This window comes from Nonomuraea sp. CX421 (genome assembly GCF_059358955.1).
In genome coordinates this window covers 139526-154749 of the sequence record NZ_JCADBK010000013.1, presented here as the reverse complement: position 1 = coordinate 154749, position 15224 = coordinate 139526, and the positions used below count along the sequence as shown (strand labels likewise).

13 protein-coding genes are annotated in these 15224 nt (G+C 71.0%); 6 read left to right on the top strand and 7 right to left on the bottom strand.

The genetic code is table 11. The features are described 5' to 3' along the window. Positions 1-20: 20 nt before the first annotated feature. Complete coding sequence (locus tag AC5L3X_RS23565; RefSeq protein WP_189126421.1) at positions 21-596, top strand: hypothetical protein; 576 nt, start codon at positions 21-23, stop codon at positions 594-596. Beyond that, complete coding sequence (locus tag AC5L3X_RS23560; RefSeq protein ID WP_494859627.1) at positions 589-1641, top strand: hypothetical protein; 1053 nt, start codon at positions 589-591, stop codon at positions 1639-1641. Before AC5L3X_RS23565 ends, AC5L3X_RS23560 begins: the two co-directional genes overlap by 8 nt. A 9-nt stretch (positions 1642-1650) precedes the next feature. Here AC5L3X_RS23560 and AC5L3X_RS23555 read toward each other — a convergent pair whose 3' ends face one another. Beyond that, the gene (locus tag AC5L3X_RS23555; RefSeq protein ID WP_494859625.1) at positions 1651-2763 is read right to left on the bottom strand and encodes a ferritin-like domain-containing protein; all 1113 of its coding nucleotides are present in this window, start codon (positions 2761-2763) and stop codon (positions 1651-1653) included. Positions 2764-2931: 168 nt separating this feature from the next. Between AC5L3X_RS23555 and AC5L3X_RS23550 the strand changes: the two genes are divergently transcribed. Continuing rightward, complete coding sequence (locus AC5L3X_RS23550; RefSeq protein ID WP_494859623.1) at positions 2932-3573, top strand: TetR/AcrR family transcriptional regulator; 642 nt, start codon at positions 2932-2934, stop codon at positions 3571-3573. Positions 3574-3624: 51 nt separating this feature from the next. On the opposite strand, the gene AC5L3X_RS23545 is transcribed toward AC5L3X_RS23550, so the two are convergent. Beyond that, entirely contained in the window at positions 3625-4158 is a 534-nt protein-coding gene (locus AC5L3X_RS23545) for an aggregation-promoting factor C-terminal-like domain-containing protein (RefSeq protein WP_494859622.1), read from the bottom strand. Positions 4159-4495: 337 nt separating this feature from the next. Beyond that, the gene (locus tag AC5L3X_RS23540; RefSeq protein ID WP_494859620.1) at positions 4496-4891 is read right to left on the bottom strand and encodes an aggregation-promoting factor C-terminal-like domain-containing protein; all 396 of its coding nucleotides are present in this window, start codon (positions 4889-4891) and stop codon (positions 4496-4498) included. A gap of 187 nt (positions 4892-5078) precedes the next feature. Here AC5L3X_RS23540 and AC5L3X_RS23535 point away from each other — a divergent pair, with 187 nt between their 5' ends. Next, positions 5079-5564: a glutathione peroxidase gene (locus AC5L3X_RS23535; protein ID WP_494859619.1), complete on the top strand. Its 486-nt coding sequence runs from the start codon at positions 5079-5081 to the stop codon at positions 5562-5564. An 11-nt stretch (positions 5565-5575) separates the two neighbouring features. Here AC5L3X_RS23535 and AC5L3X_RS23530 read toward each other — a convergent pair whose 3' ends face one another. After that, the gene (locus tag AC5L3X_RS23530) at positions 5576-6637 is read right to left on the bottom strand and encodes a LacI family DNA-binding transcriptional regulator (protein ID WP_494859618.1); all 1062 of its coding nucleotides are present in this window, start codon (positions 6635-6637) and stop codon (positions 5576-5578) included. Positions 6638-6816: 179 nt separating this feature from the next. On the opposite strand from AC5L3X_RS23530, the gene AC5L3X_RS23525 reads away from it, so the two are divergent. Then, positions 6817-8034: an ABC transporter ATP-binding protein gene (locus tag AC5L3X_RS23525; RefSeq protein ID WP_494859617.1), complete on the top strand. Its 1218-nt coding sequence runs from the start codon at positions 6817-6819 to the stop codon at positions 8032-8034. Positions 8035-8192: 158 nt separating this feature from the next. Here the strand turns inward: AC5L3X_RS23525 and AC5L3X_RS23520 are convergent, their stop codons facing one another. Next, on the bottom strand, positions 8193-8942 hold the full coding sequence (locus AC5L3X_RS23520) for an SDR family NAD(P)-dependent oxidoreductase (protein ID WP_494859616.1): 750 nt from the start codon (positions 8940-8942) through the stop codon (positions 8193-8195). A 192-nt stretch (positions 8943-9134) separates the two neighbouring features. On the opposite strand from AC5L3X_RS23520, the gene AC5L3X_RS23515 reads away from it, so the two are divergent. Further along, positions 9135-10130, top strand: a complete 996-nt coding sequence (locus tag AC5L3X_RS23515) for an endonuclease/exonuclease/phosphatase family protein (protein WP_494859615.1) — start codon at positions 9135-9137, stop codon at positions 10128-10130. A gap of 71 nt (positions 10131-10201) precedes the next feature. On the opposite strand, the gene AC5L3X_RS23510 is transcribed toward AC5L3X_RS23515, so the two are convergent. Both AC5L3X_RS23510 and AC5L3X_RS23505 read right to left on the bottom strand, forming a co-directional pair. Continuing rightward, positions 10202-11437, bottom strand: coding sequence for an NAD(P)/FAD-dependent oxidoreductase (locus AC5L3X_RS23510; RefSeq protein ID WP_494859613.1), 1236 nt, complete (start codon positions 11435-11437; stop codon positions 10202-10204). Between the two features lie 225 nt (positions 11438-11662). Further along, the gene (locus AC5L3X_RS23505; protein WP_494859612.1) at positions 11663-15163 is read right to left on the bottom strand and encodes a S8 family serine peptidase; all 3501 of its coding nucleotides are present in this window, start codon (positions 15161-15163) and stop codon (positions 11663-11665) included. Between the last annotated feature and the right edge of the window lie 61 nt (positions 15164-15224).

Genomic DNA, 15224 nt, shown 5'->3' with positions numbered 1-15224 from the left:
TGAGGGGATCGGCAGTGCTGATGAGCCGTTTCGTTACCGGAGGAATAGGGGTCGCCGTGGCACTGGCGGCCGTGGCGGTGGCCATGCCGGCCGGCGCCGACATCTGCCCGCAGTCCACCACCTGCCCGACGACGGTGACCTTCGCCGTCTCCTCCGGTGACGGGCTGACGATCACCGTGCCCAACGGCCCGGTCAGCATCGGGGGCGCCGCTCCCGGCGGCCTGATCAGCGGCCCGATCGGCACGGTCACCGTGGACGACACGCGGGCCGCGCTCTCGGCCACCTGGACCGCGACGGTCTCGGCCACGAGTTTCACCACCGGCGGCGGCACGCCGGCCGAGACGGTGCCGGCCAGCAGCGTCTTCTACTGGTCCGGCCCCGCCACGAGCATCTCCGGCGCCCCCGCCGCCGCGTTCGTGCCCGGTCAGCCCAACGCGGCTTCCCGGCAGTCGCTGAACAACCCGCGCACCGCGTTCAGCAAGGTCTCGGGCTCCGGCAACAACTCGGCCTCCTGGGCTCCGACCATCGAAGTCGACGTCCCCGCCCAGGCGGTGGCCGGCACCTACACCGGAACGGTGAACCACTCCGTTGCCTGACCCGCGCATCCGGCGAGCGGCGTCCGCGACGCTGCTCGCCCTCCTCCTCCAAGGGCTCGCCACCGCCCCCGCCGCCCTCGCCGACGGTCCGGAGCGACCGGAGAACGGCACCATCGGCATCAGGCTGGTCGAGATCCCCGCCAGCCGGGTCGACGACCCCCGGGCCCGCAACTACATCGTCGACCACGTCAACCCCGGCACCACCTTCACCAGGCGCGTCGAGGTCACCAGCACCTCGCCGAAACCCGTGCGCGCGCAGGTCTACGCGGGCGCCGCCGGCATCAGCAAGGGCCGCTTCACCTTCGAGCCGGCCGGCGTCACCAACGAGCTCACCTCGTGGGTCTCACTCAACCGGCCCGAGATCGTCGTGAAGCCGCACAGCAGCGAGACGGTGAAGGCCACCATCACCGTGCCGGAGTGGGCCAGCAAGGGAGAGCGCTACGCCGTCATCTGGGCGCAGGTGTCGTCCGGGCCCGCGACCCAGGACAAGAACGTCGCGCTGGTCAACCGCATCGGCATCCGCACGCTGCTCGACGTCGGACCGGGAGGCGAGCCGCCCACCGACTTCGAGATCGGTGACATCGTCCCCCACCGGACCGAGGACGGCCACCCGCAGATCGTGACCGAGGTGGCCAACACCGGCGAGCGCGCCATCGACGTCGAGGGGCTGATCACGCTCTCCGACGGCCCGAGCGAGCTCAGCGCGGGCCCGTTCCCGGTCGACCGCGGCACGACCCTGGCGCCCGGCGACCGCGCCAACGTCTCGGCGATGCTGGGCGAGGACCTGCCGGACGGGCCGTGGAAGTTCACTCTCACGCTGCGCAGCGGCCGGGTCGAGCGCACGGCCGACGGCACGCTCACCTTCCCGGCCGCGGCCGGGGGCTGGGGGCTGGCCGCCTCGCTGGACTCGCCCCCGGCGCTGGTGCTCACGCTGACCGGGCTGCCGGTCCTGCTCGGCACGGCGATCCTCCTCGGGATGCGGCGCCGGCGGACGCGCCGCCGGATCGCCGCCGAGGCCGCCGCCCCGCAGGACGACCTCGTCTGACCCGCGCGGCTAGGAGGCGCCGAGAGAGATCGTGTCCGCGACCTCCTCGTGCCGCTCGGCCTCCTCCTCGGCGAACCGGGCCTCGTCGAGCCGGTCCGCGATGTCCTCGTCCTGCTTCATCAGCGCGTCGAGCGACTGTCCCGCCATCTCCAGCACGCCCATGTCCGCGTACGCCTGCTGCAGGCGCGGGCTCCACAGACCAATGTCCTTGACGCACGGAACGATGCGGCTGAACAGCAGTGAGCGGAACAGGCGGAGGTAGTCGGAGTTCTCCGTGGCCAGCATGACGTCCTCGTGCTCCTGCTTCGACAGGTTCAGGTGCTCCCAGCTCTCCGCGCCGCGCAGCCGGTCGCGCATCAGGTAGCAGCCCTCGATGACGAAGTCCTCACGCTCACGCAGCTCGGTCTCCGACAGGTTCTTGTAGTAGTCGCGCAGCGCCATCCGCCCGAACGCGACGTGCCGGGCCTCGTCCTGCATGACGTAGGCGAGGATCTGCTTCGGCAGCGGCTGGGTGGTGATGTCGCGCATCACGCCGAACGCGGCCAGCGCCAGCCCCTCGATCAGCACCTGCATGCCGAGATAGGGCATGTCCCAGCGCGAGTCGCTGAGCGTGGAGTCCAGCAGCGCCTTGAGGTGCTGATTGATGGGGTAGGCCAGACCCACCTTGTCCTGCAGGAAACGGGCGTAGGTCTCGGCGTGCCTGGCCTCGTCCATGGTCTGGGTGGCGGCGTAGAACTTCGAGTCGAGGTCGGGCACCGACTCCACGATCTTGGCCGAGCAGATCATCGCCCCCTGCTCGCCGTGCAGGAACTGGGAGAACTGCCAGGAGGCGCCGTGCAACCGGACGTCCTTGCGCTGCTGCTCGCTCAGCTTGTGCCACAGGGGCGTGTCATAGATGGCGATCGTCTGGTCGGAGATGCCGAGCACGTTGTACGGATCGACCTCGAGGTCCCAGTCGATGCGCTTGGTGGAGTCCCACTGCTTGTCCTTGCCCTTCTGGTACAAGGCGAGCATGCGATCCCGGCCGTCGTCGTACTCCCAGGTGAACTTGCTGGTGCCGGCCATCTCCACGTCCCAGGTGGAGAGTTCGGCGGGGATCGTGTAGAGATCGTGCGTCGACATCTGACCTCCGCAGGGGGGTTACGTACACCGTACGTCGCTTCGAGGCTTGCACGTACGCCGTACACGCGTCAATAGGTCGGCCGCGGCCCCACGGGGCGCTCTTATACTCCAGGAGGCGGCGGCAATCATCCCGCCGCGGATCACGTTCTTCGCGCCCGAGGAGTTTCATTGGCCACGGAGCCCCTGTCCAGGGCGCGCATCATCGCGGCGGCGATCGACCTCATCGAGCGCGAGGGGGCCGACGCGGTGTCCATGCGGCGCATCGCGGCCGAGCTGGGCTTCGGCGTGATGTCGCTCTACAACCACGTGCCCAACAAGGACGCGCTGCTCGACGGCGTCGCCGAGACCGTGCTGAGCGAGATCGAGTTCACCGACGACCCCGACGCCCACTGGACCGACAGGGTGCGGATGCAGGCGCGCGCGTTCCGGCAGATCGCCCACGGCCATCCCCGCTCCACCATGCTGGTCGTCACCCGCCAGCTGCACTCGACCGCCGGGCTGCTGCCGGTCGAGCGGGCACTGGCCACACTGCGCAGCGCCGGGTTCGACGGGGTGCACGCGGTCCGGGTGCTGCGGATGTTCATCGCCTTCATCGTGGGGTCGCTGCTGCGTGAGGTCGGGGTGACGCCCACGTTCGCGCCGGACCACCGGCACCCGGTCGAGAAGGTCGACGCCACGCTGTTCCCTGAGGTGAGCGCCCTGTCGTCGCTGCTGCGCAGCTGCGACCACGAGGCCGAGTACGAGTTCGGGGTGGAGCTGCTGATCCAGGCCATCGCCGTGCATCCGCAGAGGAGGGAGGGCACCCGGTGAGCCCGGATGCCCTCCGTCCGGGCAGCCGCACCTTCCCCTGTGCGGCTGCCGTCAGTACCAGTTGTGCGACCTGAAGTGCCCCCAGGCGCCGCAGGGGCGGCCGTACCTTCCCTTGATGTAGGTCAGGCCCCAGCGGATCTGGGTCTCCGGATTCGAGCGCCAGTCGCTGCCCGCCCCTTGCATCTTGCCGGCGGGGAGGGCCTGCGGAATGCCGTAGGCGCCCGATGACGAGTTCTGTGCGCGGTGGTTCCAGCCGCTCTCCCTGGTCCACAGATTGTCGAGGCAACGGAACTGCCGGTAGGACCAGGACCTCTGGACGACGTGGTCCAGGGCGATCTTCTTGTTTCTGCTCAGCGGCCGCCTTGGAACGACCGCGGGCACGGCGGTGGTCCGCCAGACGCGCTGCTTGACGACGGGGGCCTTCCAGAGTCCCTCATGGATGTGGGGCTCGGACTCGGCCCGGCCCGTCGTCACGGTATGGAGATGGAGTTCGGGTTCGGCCTGGGCCGTCGTCACTGTCCCGCCGAACGCGGTGACCGTCGCCATCACGACGAGTGCGCCGCGCAGAGCGTGTGTGCTGTCCATTGCGATCCTCGCTGTCGGGTCGCGTGCGAACGGGCGCCCGGCTGTCCGGGCGCCCTGCCGGTCCGCGTCCGTGGCTCGGACGTGGAGGGTCCGCGCGGCCGCTCCGGAATCCTGGAACCGCCCGATCTCGCTGGGCGGCCCGGAGGGCTCCGCGACGTGTCCTCTAGCGGGTTTCTATTACGCTCCGTGGCCATCGGTCACACACTGTGACACGCGGCGGACAGGTATTTGCCTGATCGTTCGGCACTCGTGGCCGTCTCGCTGGACCACCGTGGCACGGCCCGGCGGCGGGCAAGCCGCGGCTTTGCGGGAAACGGGGACGCGCCTGGAGTTTGGATCAGTACCAGCGGTGGGATTGGAAATGACCCCACGCGCGACACGGCGTCCCGTACCTCTTCTTGATGTAACCGAGGCCCCAGGCGATCTGGGTTCGCGGGTTGGTGCGCCAGTCACGGCCCGACGTGGCCATCTTGTGGCCGGGCAGCGCCTGCGGGATGCCGTAGGCGCCGGAGCGGTTGCCGGCGCGGTGGTTCCAGCCACTCTCCCTCGACCAGAGCTTGACCAGGCAGGCGAACTGGCCTTTCGTCCAGCCGCGCTTGGCCGCCATGGGCTTGGCGATGATCTTGTTCCGGTTGCTCGCCTGGGAGGTCTGCGCCTGTGCGGCCGTCGCCCCGCCTGTCGCCACCAGCGTGGCGGACAGGAGCAGAGCGGAGGTACGGCGGAGCATCGGCATGCGGGTTCCCTCTCGAACGGGTTCGGGGACCGCGCCACCCTGCCGGACTTACGCTGTTTGTCGCTAATTGACCATGAAAAAAGAAATCGTTGCTGAAGATCTCGATATATCCCTGTTCAGGGCCTATGTCTGGAAAATGTGTAAAGCATCACAAAATTGGGGGCGGCCCGTTCTGTAGGGTCGGATCATGAGCCTTCGTGACATCCCGGTCCGCACCCTCGCGGATGCCCCCACCACGCTCGGCGAGCTGGTCGGCCCGCAGGCCGTCCTGATCGTGAACGTGGCCTCCAAGTGCGGCCTCACGCCGCAGTACAGCGGCCTGGTCAAGCTCCACCAGGAGTACGGCCCGCGCGGCTTCGCCGTCGTCGGCGTGCCCTGCAACCAGTTCATGGGCCAGGAGCCCGGCTCGGCCGAGGAGATCCAGGAGTTCTGCTCGACCACCTACGGCGCCGACTTCCCGCTGCTCGCGAAGTCCGACGTCAACGGCCCCGACCGGCACCCGCTCTACGCCGGCCTGACCGAGACCCCCGACGCCGACGGCCAGGCCGGCGACGTCCAGTGGAACTTCGAGAAGTTCCTCCTCGACCGGGACGGCGCCGTCGTCGCCCGGTTCCGCCCGACCACCACGCCCGAGGACCCGGCCGTCGTCGCGGCCATCGAGAAAGTCCTGTAACCTCCCGCGGGTCAGCGCCGGGGGCCGCAGCTGCCGCGCACGATGAGCTCCGTCGGCAGCACGACGCCGCGCGGCCGGCGGCTCCCCGAGCGCAGCACCAGCTCGGCCGCCCGGTAGCCGATGTCGCGCGCGGGCTGGGCGATCACCGTGAGCGGCGGCGCGCACAGCTCCGCCCACGGGACGTCGTCGTACATCACCAGCGACACGTCACGCGGCACCCGCAGGTCGAGCTCGCGGGCGGCGAGCACGGCCGCCTCGCCGAGCACGTTGCCCGCGGCGAGCACGGCCGTCAGGTCGGGGCGGCTCTGGAACAGGCCCGAGGCGGCCGCGTAGGCCGAGTCGCGGCTGCCGGTCGCGAACACCACGAGCTCCTCGTCCACCGGCGAGCCCACCGCCTCGCGGAAGGCCGCCACCCTGCGGTCGTGGCCGGGGCCACCGAGGAACGCGATGCGCCGGTGGCCGAGCCCGCTGAGATAGCGCACCGCCGTACGGATGCCGGCCCGATCGTCGGCGAGCACGGCGGGCAGGTCGGCGGAGCGGGCCACCGGAGCGGGCGCGAGGCCGTCGAGCAGCATGAGGTCGGCGGTGGCGGCGCTGTCGTCGTCCTCGCCCGGCGCCTCCGAGGGCAGCCGGTCGGCGAAGACCACGGTCATCCCCGCCTTGACCGCCGGGCCCCACGCGTCGGCGTCGCCCGAGGGCACCGCGATCAGCCGGTCGACGCTCTGCTCCAGCAGCATGCCGATCAGCTCGGCCTCCTGCTCGGGGTCGTCGCCCGTGGAACCGACCACGACCGGCTCGCCGGCCGAGCGCGCGCAGGCCAGCACACCCTCGGCCAACCGGCCGAAGAAGGAGTCGGTCAGGTCGGGCACGAGCAGGCCGATGCCGCCCGTGCGGCGCTGGCGCAGGTTGCGGCCGAGCGCGCTCGGGCGGTAGTCGAGCTGCGCCGCGACGGCCAGCACGCGCTCCCTGGTCCGCGGGCTGGCCGAGCCGCCGGACAGCACCCTGGACACGGTGGCGACTCCGACACCGGCCGCTTTCGCCACGTCCTTGATGGTCGCTCGCTTGGCATCCATGGAAACGATTCCATCATGGTTCCACTGCTTCCGGAACCCCGCGAGCCGAGAAAGCCCTTGTCTGTAAGGGGTATTGACACCAAGGGGTGATTCACGGTGAGATGCTTGAAAACGTATCCACAAAAGTGCACCCCCGCACAACATCCGGGCCACCGCCCTGGAGAGCGCGAAGGACTGACATGGCTTCCATCGTTCTGACGAATGTCGACAAGATCTACGCCGGTGGCGCGAAGGCCGTGAACGGGCTCAACCTTGAGATCAAGGATGGCGAGTTCATGGTGCTGGTGGGCCCCTCGGGTTGCGGGAAGTCCACCGCGCTCCGCATGATCGCCGGGCTGGAGGACATCAGCGGCGGCGAGATCGCGATCGGCGACAAGGTGGTCAACCACCTGCCCCCCAAGGACCGCGACATCGCGATGGTCTTCCAGAACTACGCGCTCTACCCGCACATGACGGTCGAGGAGAACCTCGCCTTCGGCCTCAAGCTTCGCAAGATGCCCAAGCCGGAGATCCAGAAGCGGGTCAACGAGGCCGCCAAGATGCTGGGCCTCGACACCTACCTCAAGCGCAAGCCGGCCGCCCTGTCCGGCGGTCAGCGCCAGCGTGTCGCGATGGGCCGCGCCATCGTCCGCGAGCCGCAGGCGTTCCTCATGGACGAGCCGCTGTCCAACCTCGACGCCAAGCTCCGCGTCTCCATGCGCGCCTCGCTCAACACGCTGCACGAGCGCCTCGGCGTCACGACCGTCTACGTCACCCACGACCAGGTCGAGGCCATGACGCTGGGCGACCGCGTCTGCGTCCTGCGCGACGGCCTGCTCCAGCAGGTCGACACCCCGCAGAACCTGTTCGACAAGCCGGTCAACCTGTTCGTCGCCGGGTTCATGGGCTCGCCGTCGATGAACTTCGTCACGGCCGAGCTGGTCCGCGACGGCGGTGCCGCCGTGACCTTCGCCGGCATCAAGCTGTCGATCCCCGACTCCACCTTCGCCGACAAGCCGGGCCTCGACAGGTACATCGGCAAGAAGGTCATTCTCGGCATCCGCCCGTCCGACTTCGAGGACGCCGGTTCGGCCGGCAGCCACGCCAACGGCTGGGCCACCCTTCCCGTCAAGGCCGAGGTCACCGAGGAGCTGGGCTCCGAGATCAACGTGCTGTTCCTGATCGACGCCCCGCCCGTCGAGCACAAGGACACCGTCGCCGCCGCCGACACGGGTGACGACGAGGAGGCCACGCTGCCGCTCGTGGGCGACAAGTCGCTCTGGACCGCCCGCGTCAACGCCCGCAGCCACGTGCGTCCCGGCCAGCACATCGACCTGGTCCTCGACACGCACAACCTGCACTTCTTCGACCCGACCTCGGGCCTGGCCATCGGCCACGAGGCCAACACGAGCGCCTGACCGCGCTCCCCCACGCCCGGCCCGAGCACATTCGGGCCGTCAGGGCCCTGTCGCGACCCCCTCCCGCGGCGGGGCCCGCCCTTTTGCCCGGAGACCTTGCCCGCCAGGCGCCTGCCCGGAGACCTTTTGTCCCGAGACCTTCGGCTGCCGGGTGCCGGTCAGCGGCCGATCCGCGCGGAGACCCTGCCCACGAGCCCGCGCGGCACGAACCGGCCGGCGGCCACCACCGTCTTGTAGAGCAGGCCGGGCACCGACACGCGCCTGCCCAGCGCGAGGTCGCGCATGGCCTCGGCGGCCACCTTGTCGGCGTCCAGCCACATGAAGGACGGCATCGCCGACATGTCCATCGAGGCCCGCTGGTGGAACTCGGTCCGTACGAACCCCGGGCACAGCGCCATGATCCTGATGCGCGGGTTTCCGAGCTCCGCCGCGGCCGACTCGCTGAAGTTGACCACCCACGCCTTGGACGCGCTGTAGGTGCCACGGGTGAAGAAGGCGGCCACGGACGCGACGTTGATCACCGCGCCCCGGTCGCGCTCCCTCATGCCGGGCAGGACGGCCAGGGTCAGCCGCAGCACGGCCTCACAGTGCACCTTCAGCATGCGGACCTCGTCCTCGACCGGCACGCCGGGGAACGACTCGGGGTGGCCGAACCCCGCGTTGTTGACCAGCAGGTCGATCCGGTCGCGCAGCCGCGCCTCGACCCGGGTCAGCCCCTCCTCGGTGGCGAGGTCGGCGACGAGGGTCTGGGCGGCCGTGCCGTACCTGAGCTTGAGCCGGTCGGCGGTCTCGGCCAGCCTGGTCTCGTCACGAGCCACCAGGACGAGGTCGAACCCGTCGGCGGCCAGGCGGCGGGCGAAGGCGGCTCCGATGCCGGAGGTGGCGCCGGTGATCAGTGCGGTAGGCATGCCAGCACCCTAACGGGCCCGGCGGCCCCGCCGAAGCTGAGAGGTTTGCCAGGAAGTCCGCGGGCGTTCGCGCAGCTCAACGGGGAGGGCACGGCCAAGGCCCGAGCGGGCGGACTCATCTTCCCCGCGAGCCGTCTAGGGTCGATCGGGAAGCGCGGATCAAGCGAGGGCGGGGCAACGCGGGTGAGCATCATGGCCGGCACGCGACGTGCGCGGGCGGCGAAGGACGAAGGCGGCCGGGCGCGGCCGAAGCGGCACGGGCGCCGCTGGCCGTCCTGGACGTTCGCCACGTTCCTCGCTCTGTGGGCGGTCGTCCGGCTGACCGGGCTGGAGCAGGGGTCGTTCGTCACGCAGCTGATGACGCTGACGCCGCTCGCGGTGGTGGTGTCGGCGCTGACGGCGCTGCTGCTGGTGGCCCGCAACCGGCCCGCCGCCTGCCTGGCCCTGGCCGCCTGCGTGGCCTTCACGGCCACCGTCGCCCCAAGGGCGTTCGCCGGGCCGGCCGCTGCGGAGGGGACCCCGCTGCGGGTGCTGACGATCAACCTTTTCGGGCGGGCCGATCCGGCGAGCGTGGTGGACCTGGTCCGCGCGTACGACCCCGACGTGTTCAGCGCGCTGGAGCTCACCCACCGCCAGGTGGCGGCGCTCGACGCCGCCGGGCTCGGCACGCTGATGCCGCACCGGGTGCTGCAGGCCGACTTCGGCGCCACCGGGAGCGGGTTGTACGCCAGACACCCGCTGACCGCGCTCGACGGGCTGTTCACCCCGATCGGGCACAACATGCCGGCGGCCACGGTCAGCCTGCCGGACGGGATGACCGCCCAGATCGTCGCCGTCCACCCCAACCCGCCGCTCGGCCGGATGACCACCGACTGGTACGCCGCGATGGAGGCCCTTCCGCCCGCCTCCGACGAGGTGGTGCGGGTGCTGGCCGGCGACTTCAACGCCAGCCTCGACCACCGCGCCCTGCGCGACCTGCTCGACCGGGGCTACCACGACGCCGCCGAACAGGTCGGCAAGGGGCTGGTGCCGACCTGGCCCAACGGCCGGTGGATGCCGCCGCTCATCACCATCGACCACGTCCTGGCCGACCGCCGGGCCGGAGTGGCCCGGGCCGAGATCCTGGACGTGCCGGGCACCGACCACCGGGGCGTGTTCGCCGAGCTGCGCCTGCCCGCCCGGCCGTAGGACGAATGCCTCGACCGACTCCCGGCGGGCGGCTTCGGCATGGACGTGGCGGTACGGATCACTTGGCGAGGTCACTTGGCGACGGAAGCGGCGCTCCGGCGCGGGCCGAAGTATCTCCACAGGAAGTTGATCAGCACGGTGAGCCGGTTGCGCCCGCCCAGGAGCTGGGCGACGTGCACGGCGATCCAGCCCACCCAGGCGGGCAGGCCGCTGAGCCCGAACCCGTTGTCGAACTGCAGGACCGCCTCGCAGCGGCCGACCGTGGCCATGGTGCCGAGGTCGTGGTAGACGAACGGTGTCAGCGGCCGGCCGTGGGCGGCGGCCAGGATCTGCCTGGCCACGTGCCTGCCCATCTGGATGCCGGGCTGCGCCAGCTGCGGCAGCGGGTCGGGCGGACTCGCCAGGTCACCGGCGACGAAGATCTCCGGGTGCTCCTCGACGTTGAGCGCGCTGGTGACCACGATGGCGCCGCCCTTGCCCTGGCGCAGACCGTAGCCGCCGATCTGCGCGGGGGCGGCGACGCCGAGCGCCCACACGGTCACGTCGCTGGGGAGCCGGGTGCCGTCCGTCAGCACGACCATGTCGTGCTCGACGGACGCGACCGTGCTGCCGAGCATCATCCGCACGCCGCGCCTGCGCAGCGCCCTGGCGGCCTTGGCGCGCAGCCGGGGCCGGTACGGCGAGAGCACATGGTCGAACCGCTCCACCAGGGTGACGCTCGCCTGCTTGGGAGCGATCTCGGGGTAGGTCAGCGGGATCCAGCGCCGGCGCAGCTCGGCCATGGTGCCCGCCATCTCGACCCCGGTGGCTCCACCGCCGATGACCACGACGTGGCTGGAGCGGCGCCTGCCCGCCGCGGTGTCCTCCAGGCAGCGCAGCAGCTCCTCGCGCATCCTGATCGCGTCGTCGAGCGAGTACATCGGCATGGAGTTGACCTCCGCGCCGGGGATGCGCGCCCAGTTGGTGGTGACGCCGGTGGCCAGCACGAGGTAGTCGTAGTCGAGGGTGGTGCCGTCGTCGAGCTCCACCTGCCGCTCGGCGGCCCGCAGGCCGGTCATGCCGGCCACCCGTACGCGTACGTTCCGGAACCTTGACGCGCTCACCCGCAGGGGGAAGGCCACGTCACCGGCCGAGAGCGCCCCGGTGGCCACCTGGTAGAGCAACGGCTGGAACGTCGTGTAGGGATTGCGGTCGACCAGGGTGACCTGGGCGTCGCCCCGGCCCAGCTCCTGCATCGCGTTCAGCCCGGCGAAGCCCGCCCCCACGATCACGACCCTCGGCCTGACCGGACGTGTCTGTCGAACCATGGCATGGCCCCCATCGGGCGAGTGGTCTCACAATCCCTGTCGCTCCGCACGCCGGCGCGCGCGGACACCCCGCCGGCCGGGCGGTGCCTGGTGCGCGATGCGCAGACGGAGATACCCGGACGGAGAATCGGCGATGCTCAGCCGAGCATGCGGGGATGGCAAACAAATCAGATCGGGAACGCGAACGGCCCGCCCCGCCGGATCGGCGAGGCGGGCCGGGGAGCGTCAGGACGTGGCCCGGTCCGGACGCTCGGAGACGCGGATCGCGTTCACGATCGTCGCGCCCTCGCGGGTCGCGAACCGCACGTTGAGCTGGCCGTCGGTGACCTTCACCGTGTACTGCCTGCTGACGGCCGTGTAGGTGCCCGCCTCCAGCGCCAGGTCCAGCGCCGGGATGGCGAGCTGGCCCTCGACCAGGACGTCGAAGACCCGCTTGCCCATCTTCATCGACCTGGTCTCGGCGAAGCCCAGCTCCACCGTGTAGGTGCCGGCCGGCACGTTGTCGAAGCGGTATTCCAGCATGCCCTCGCGGGCGGTCCGGAACAGCGCCTGGTCCTGCGTGCCGGCGATGGTCCTTGTCGTGGAGTGGGTCCTGCTGGAGTTGGCGACGTAGCCGTGGCCGCCCTGGGTGTACTTCCGGTCGGCGGTCCAGGCGTCGCCGGCGGAGTCGACCAGTGCCTTGCCGCCGCCGACATCCACGGCCACCTGGTGCTTGGGCACCACGACCGTGACCGCGACCTCGATGACCGGCTGCCGTCCGCTGGCGGAGCGGACGATCACCTTGCCGGAGCGGATCGTGCCCGGCTGGACTCCGGCGCTGGAGACGGTGACGTCGAGCTTCGCCGTCTGGCCCTTGGCCAGCTCACCGCCGGCGGGCGTCACGCCGAGCCAGCCCTGGGCCGGGTCGGTGGTGACGGTGTAGGCGGTGGGCGAGCCAAGGTTGGTCAGCTCGAACGAGCGCGTCCTGCTCGCCTCCCCCGGCATCACCACGGTCAGCTCGGCCGTGGAGGGGCTGACCCGGCCGGTCACCAGCGCCGTGTCGATCCGGGTCGGCGCGGACGGGGCGATCGTGACCTCCTTGGTGAACGTGCCGTAGTGCTCCTTGGACACCTCCACCTGGTAGTCGCCGGCCAGCACCTGCCCGTAGAACGTGCCGGCCGCGCCGGTGGTGAACGTGGCCACGTCGCCCACCTTGACCGTCGCCCCGGCCAGCGGCTCGCCGTCGTTGGCGTCGGTGACCGTGCCGGTGACCAGGCCGTGCCTGCTCGCGGTGATCGTCAGGCTCTGGCCGCTGGACAGCACCGTCTCCTCGTAGGAGTAGAGCAGCGCGTCGTTGCCGGCCGCGTTCTCGACGCCGACCGTGGCGCTGGCGCCCTGCTCGCGCTGGCTCTCGATGTCCTTGTAGCGGTAGCCGACCGTGCCGTCCTCGCCCAGCAGGGCCGAGAACGAGATGCGCTGCGTCGTGTCGCTGTAGAACGTGACGTTGCGCCACTCGATCACGAACCGCCGGTGCGGGGCGGTGCCCACGACGCCGGTGTAGACGCCGCTCTGGGCGTCCACGACCAGGTCGTCCCAGTACGGGTAGACGGCGTTGTTGGGGGTACCCGTGGTCGGGAGCCTGCCGTTGCCGGCCGTGACGACCCGGTCGGCGGCGAAGGTGGCGAACCCGTTGGTGGCGACCCACACCCTGCTCTGGCCCGTCCCGTAGAACGGGACCGCGAACGGCAGGGTCACCTGCACCGCCTCGTCGTCACCGGTCAGGGCCAGCTTGTCGGTCCCCGCCACGTACGCCTCGGCGCCGCTGCGGCAGGTGTAGCCGAAGTTGTCGCCGCGCAACGCCAGCTCGATGTCCTGGGTCGTGTCGGCCGTCAGGTTGAGCCCCACGGTGGCGCCCCGGGAGCAACGGGAGCCCGTGACCTGGATGCTGTACTCCCCGACCGGCAGCGTGAGCCGGTAGCGGCCCTGCGCGTCGGTCACGGTGGCGACCGGCGTGCCCAGCGCCTCGACCTTGGCGTTCGGCTCCGGTGTGCCGGCCGTGGTGACCGTGCCGGACAGCGTGGCCGTGGCCTGCCGGGCCAGCGTCACGTCCGCGGTGACGCTCTGCCCGGCGACGACCGTCGCCGTCGCGGTGCCCTGCGCGTAGCCGAACCGGTCGGCGGTGATCTGGTAGTCGCCGGGCACCAGGCGGGCGATGGCGTACGTCCCGTCCTCGCCTGTGGTGACCGTACGGGTGATCGGGCCGGTGACGACGACCGTGGCGCCCGCCACGGGAGTGCCGCCGGCGCTGACGGTGCCGGTGAGGTCGCCGACCCCGTCGCGGGGGGCGGCCTGGACGGCGGCGAAGGAGTCGAGCCGGCCCTCGCCCCAGACGTTGTTGTCGGTGGCGGTGCCGCCGCAGCTGGTGTCGTTGACGTCGACGGCCGTGCCGTCGAGCACCGGCCTCGTGGCGGCGATGTCGCCCTGCAGGCCCGGCGCCGCCGACCAGATGAGCGCCACCGTGGCCGCCACGTGCGGCGAGGCCATCGAGGTGCCCGTGCCGGTGCCGTAGCCGCCTCCGGGGAGGGACGAGCGCACGTTCACGGCGGGCGCGGCGATGTTCGGCTTGATCTCGCCGTTCTCGCCCTCGCCCTTGCTGGAGTTGCCGTAGACGGCGTTGTTGATGTCGAAGCCGCCCGCGCTGTAGCTGATCACGTACTGTCCGGGCGACCCGCTGGTACGGCAGGCGGGCCCCTCGTTGCCATTGGCGAAGGCGGGGAAGATGCCGGCGGCGACCCAGGCCTCGACGGTCTCCTTGTACCAGGGGTCGAACCCGTCGCCGCCCCAGGAGTTGTTGATGATGTCGGGCGCCAGGTCGGGCCGGGGGTTCTCGCCGTTCAGGTCGGTGGGCGCGAGCATCCACTGGCCGGCGGCGAGCAGGGAGGCGTCGCTGCAGGAGTTGCTCTCGCAGCCCTTGGCGGCGATCCACCTGGCGCCGGGCGCGACGCCGATGCCGTCGGCGCCGACCATGGTGCCCATGACGTGGGTGCCGTGGCCGTTGTTGTCGCACGGCGCGGACGTCGGGCAGACCCTGGCCGGGTCGAACCAGTTGTAGGCGTGGTCGACCGAGCCGTCCGGGTTCTTGCCCCGGTAGTTCGCGGCCAGCGCGGGGTGGTCGAACTGGGCGCCGGTGTCGATCTCGCCGACCACGATGCCCTCGCCGCGCACGCCCAGCTCGGACCAGACACGGGGGGCGTTGACCCGGTCGATGTTCCACTCGACGGCGTTGACCCTGGCCTCGGGGGTGCCGGTGATGGGCTTGGGCAGCGACACGCTGCGTACCGGGTCGATCCGGTCGACGTCCGGCAGGGCGGCGATCTCGGCCGCCAGCTTGGGGCCGGCCGTCACCCTGACGGCGTTGACGATCCAGTAGGAGGTGTAGTCGGCCTCCTGGGAGTCGAGGAGCTTACGCAGCTCGGCCTGGGAGCTGGTGGCCTGCCCGGTCTTGGCCTCGAAGACCTGCTCGGCCTTCTGGTCCTTGGTGGCGGCCCGGCGGGCGGCGGTGAGGTCGGCCTTGCCCTTCAGGCGCACCCAGAAGGTGGCCTTGCCGTCGGTGTCGAGGTCGGCCTGCACGGCCTCGCTGATCTTGTCGGGATCGGGCGCGGCCTGGGCGACGCCCGCGGGGAACATGAGGGTGGTGGCGGCGATGACCCCGGTCAGGATCGCACGCCAGCGGGGGGTGTTCGGCACTCGCTCTCCTTAACGCCCGGCGGAAGCCCGCCGGGGTCGAGCTGATCTTTACGCCTATGGA

What these genes read in the sequence shown, in the direction of transcription:
- AC5L3X_RS23540 (WP_494859620.1), bottom strand. Translation starts at nt 4,891, where the DNA reads ATGCCGATGCTCCGCCGTACCTCCGCTCTGCTCCTGTCCGCCACGCTG.
- AC5L3X_RS23520 (WP_494859616.1), bottom strand. Translation starts at nt 8,942, where the DNA reads ATGCCTACCGCACTGATCACCGGCGCCACCTCCGGCATCGGAGCCGCC.
- AC5L3X_RS23525 (WP_494859617.1), top strand. Translation starts at nt 6,817, where the DNA reads ATGGCTTCCATCGTTCTGACGAATGTCGACAAGATCTACGCCGGTGGC.
- AC5L3X_RS23565 (WP_189126421.1), top strand. Translation starts at nt 21, where the DNA reads ATGAGCCGTTTCGTTACCGGAGGAATAGGGGTCGCCGTGGCACTGGCG.
- AC5L3X_RS23555 (WP_494859625.1), bottom strand. Translation starts at nt 2,763, where the DNA reads ATGTCGACGCACGATCTCTACACGATCCCCGCCGAACTCTCCACCTGG.
- AC5L3X_RS23515 (WP_494859615.1), top strand. Translation starts at nt 9,135, where the DNA reads ATGGCCGGCACGCGACGTGCGCGGGCGGCGAAGGACGAAGGCGGCCGG.
- AC5L3X_RS23510 (WP_494859613.1), bottom strand. Translation starts at nt 11,437, where the DNA reads ATGGTTCGACAGACACGTCCGGTCAGGCCGAGGGTCGTGATCGTGGGG.
- AC5L3X_RS23530 (WP_494859618.1), bottom strand. Translation starts at nt 6,637, where the DNA reads ATGGATGCCAAGCGAGCGACCATCAAGGACGTGGCGAAAGCGGCCGGT.
- AC5L3X_RS23535 (WP_494859619.1), top strand. Translation starts at nt 5,079, where the DNA reads ATGAGCCTTCGTGACATCCCGGTCCGCACCCTCGCGGATGCCCCCACC.
- AC5L3X_RS23545 (WP_494859622.1), bottom strand. Translation starts at nt 4,158, where the DNA reads ATGGACAGCACACACGCTCTGCGCGGCGCACTCGTCGTGATGGCGACG.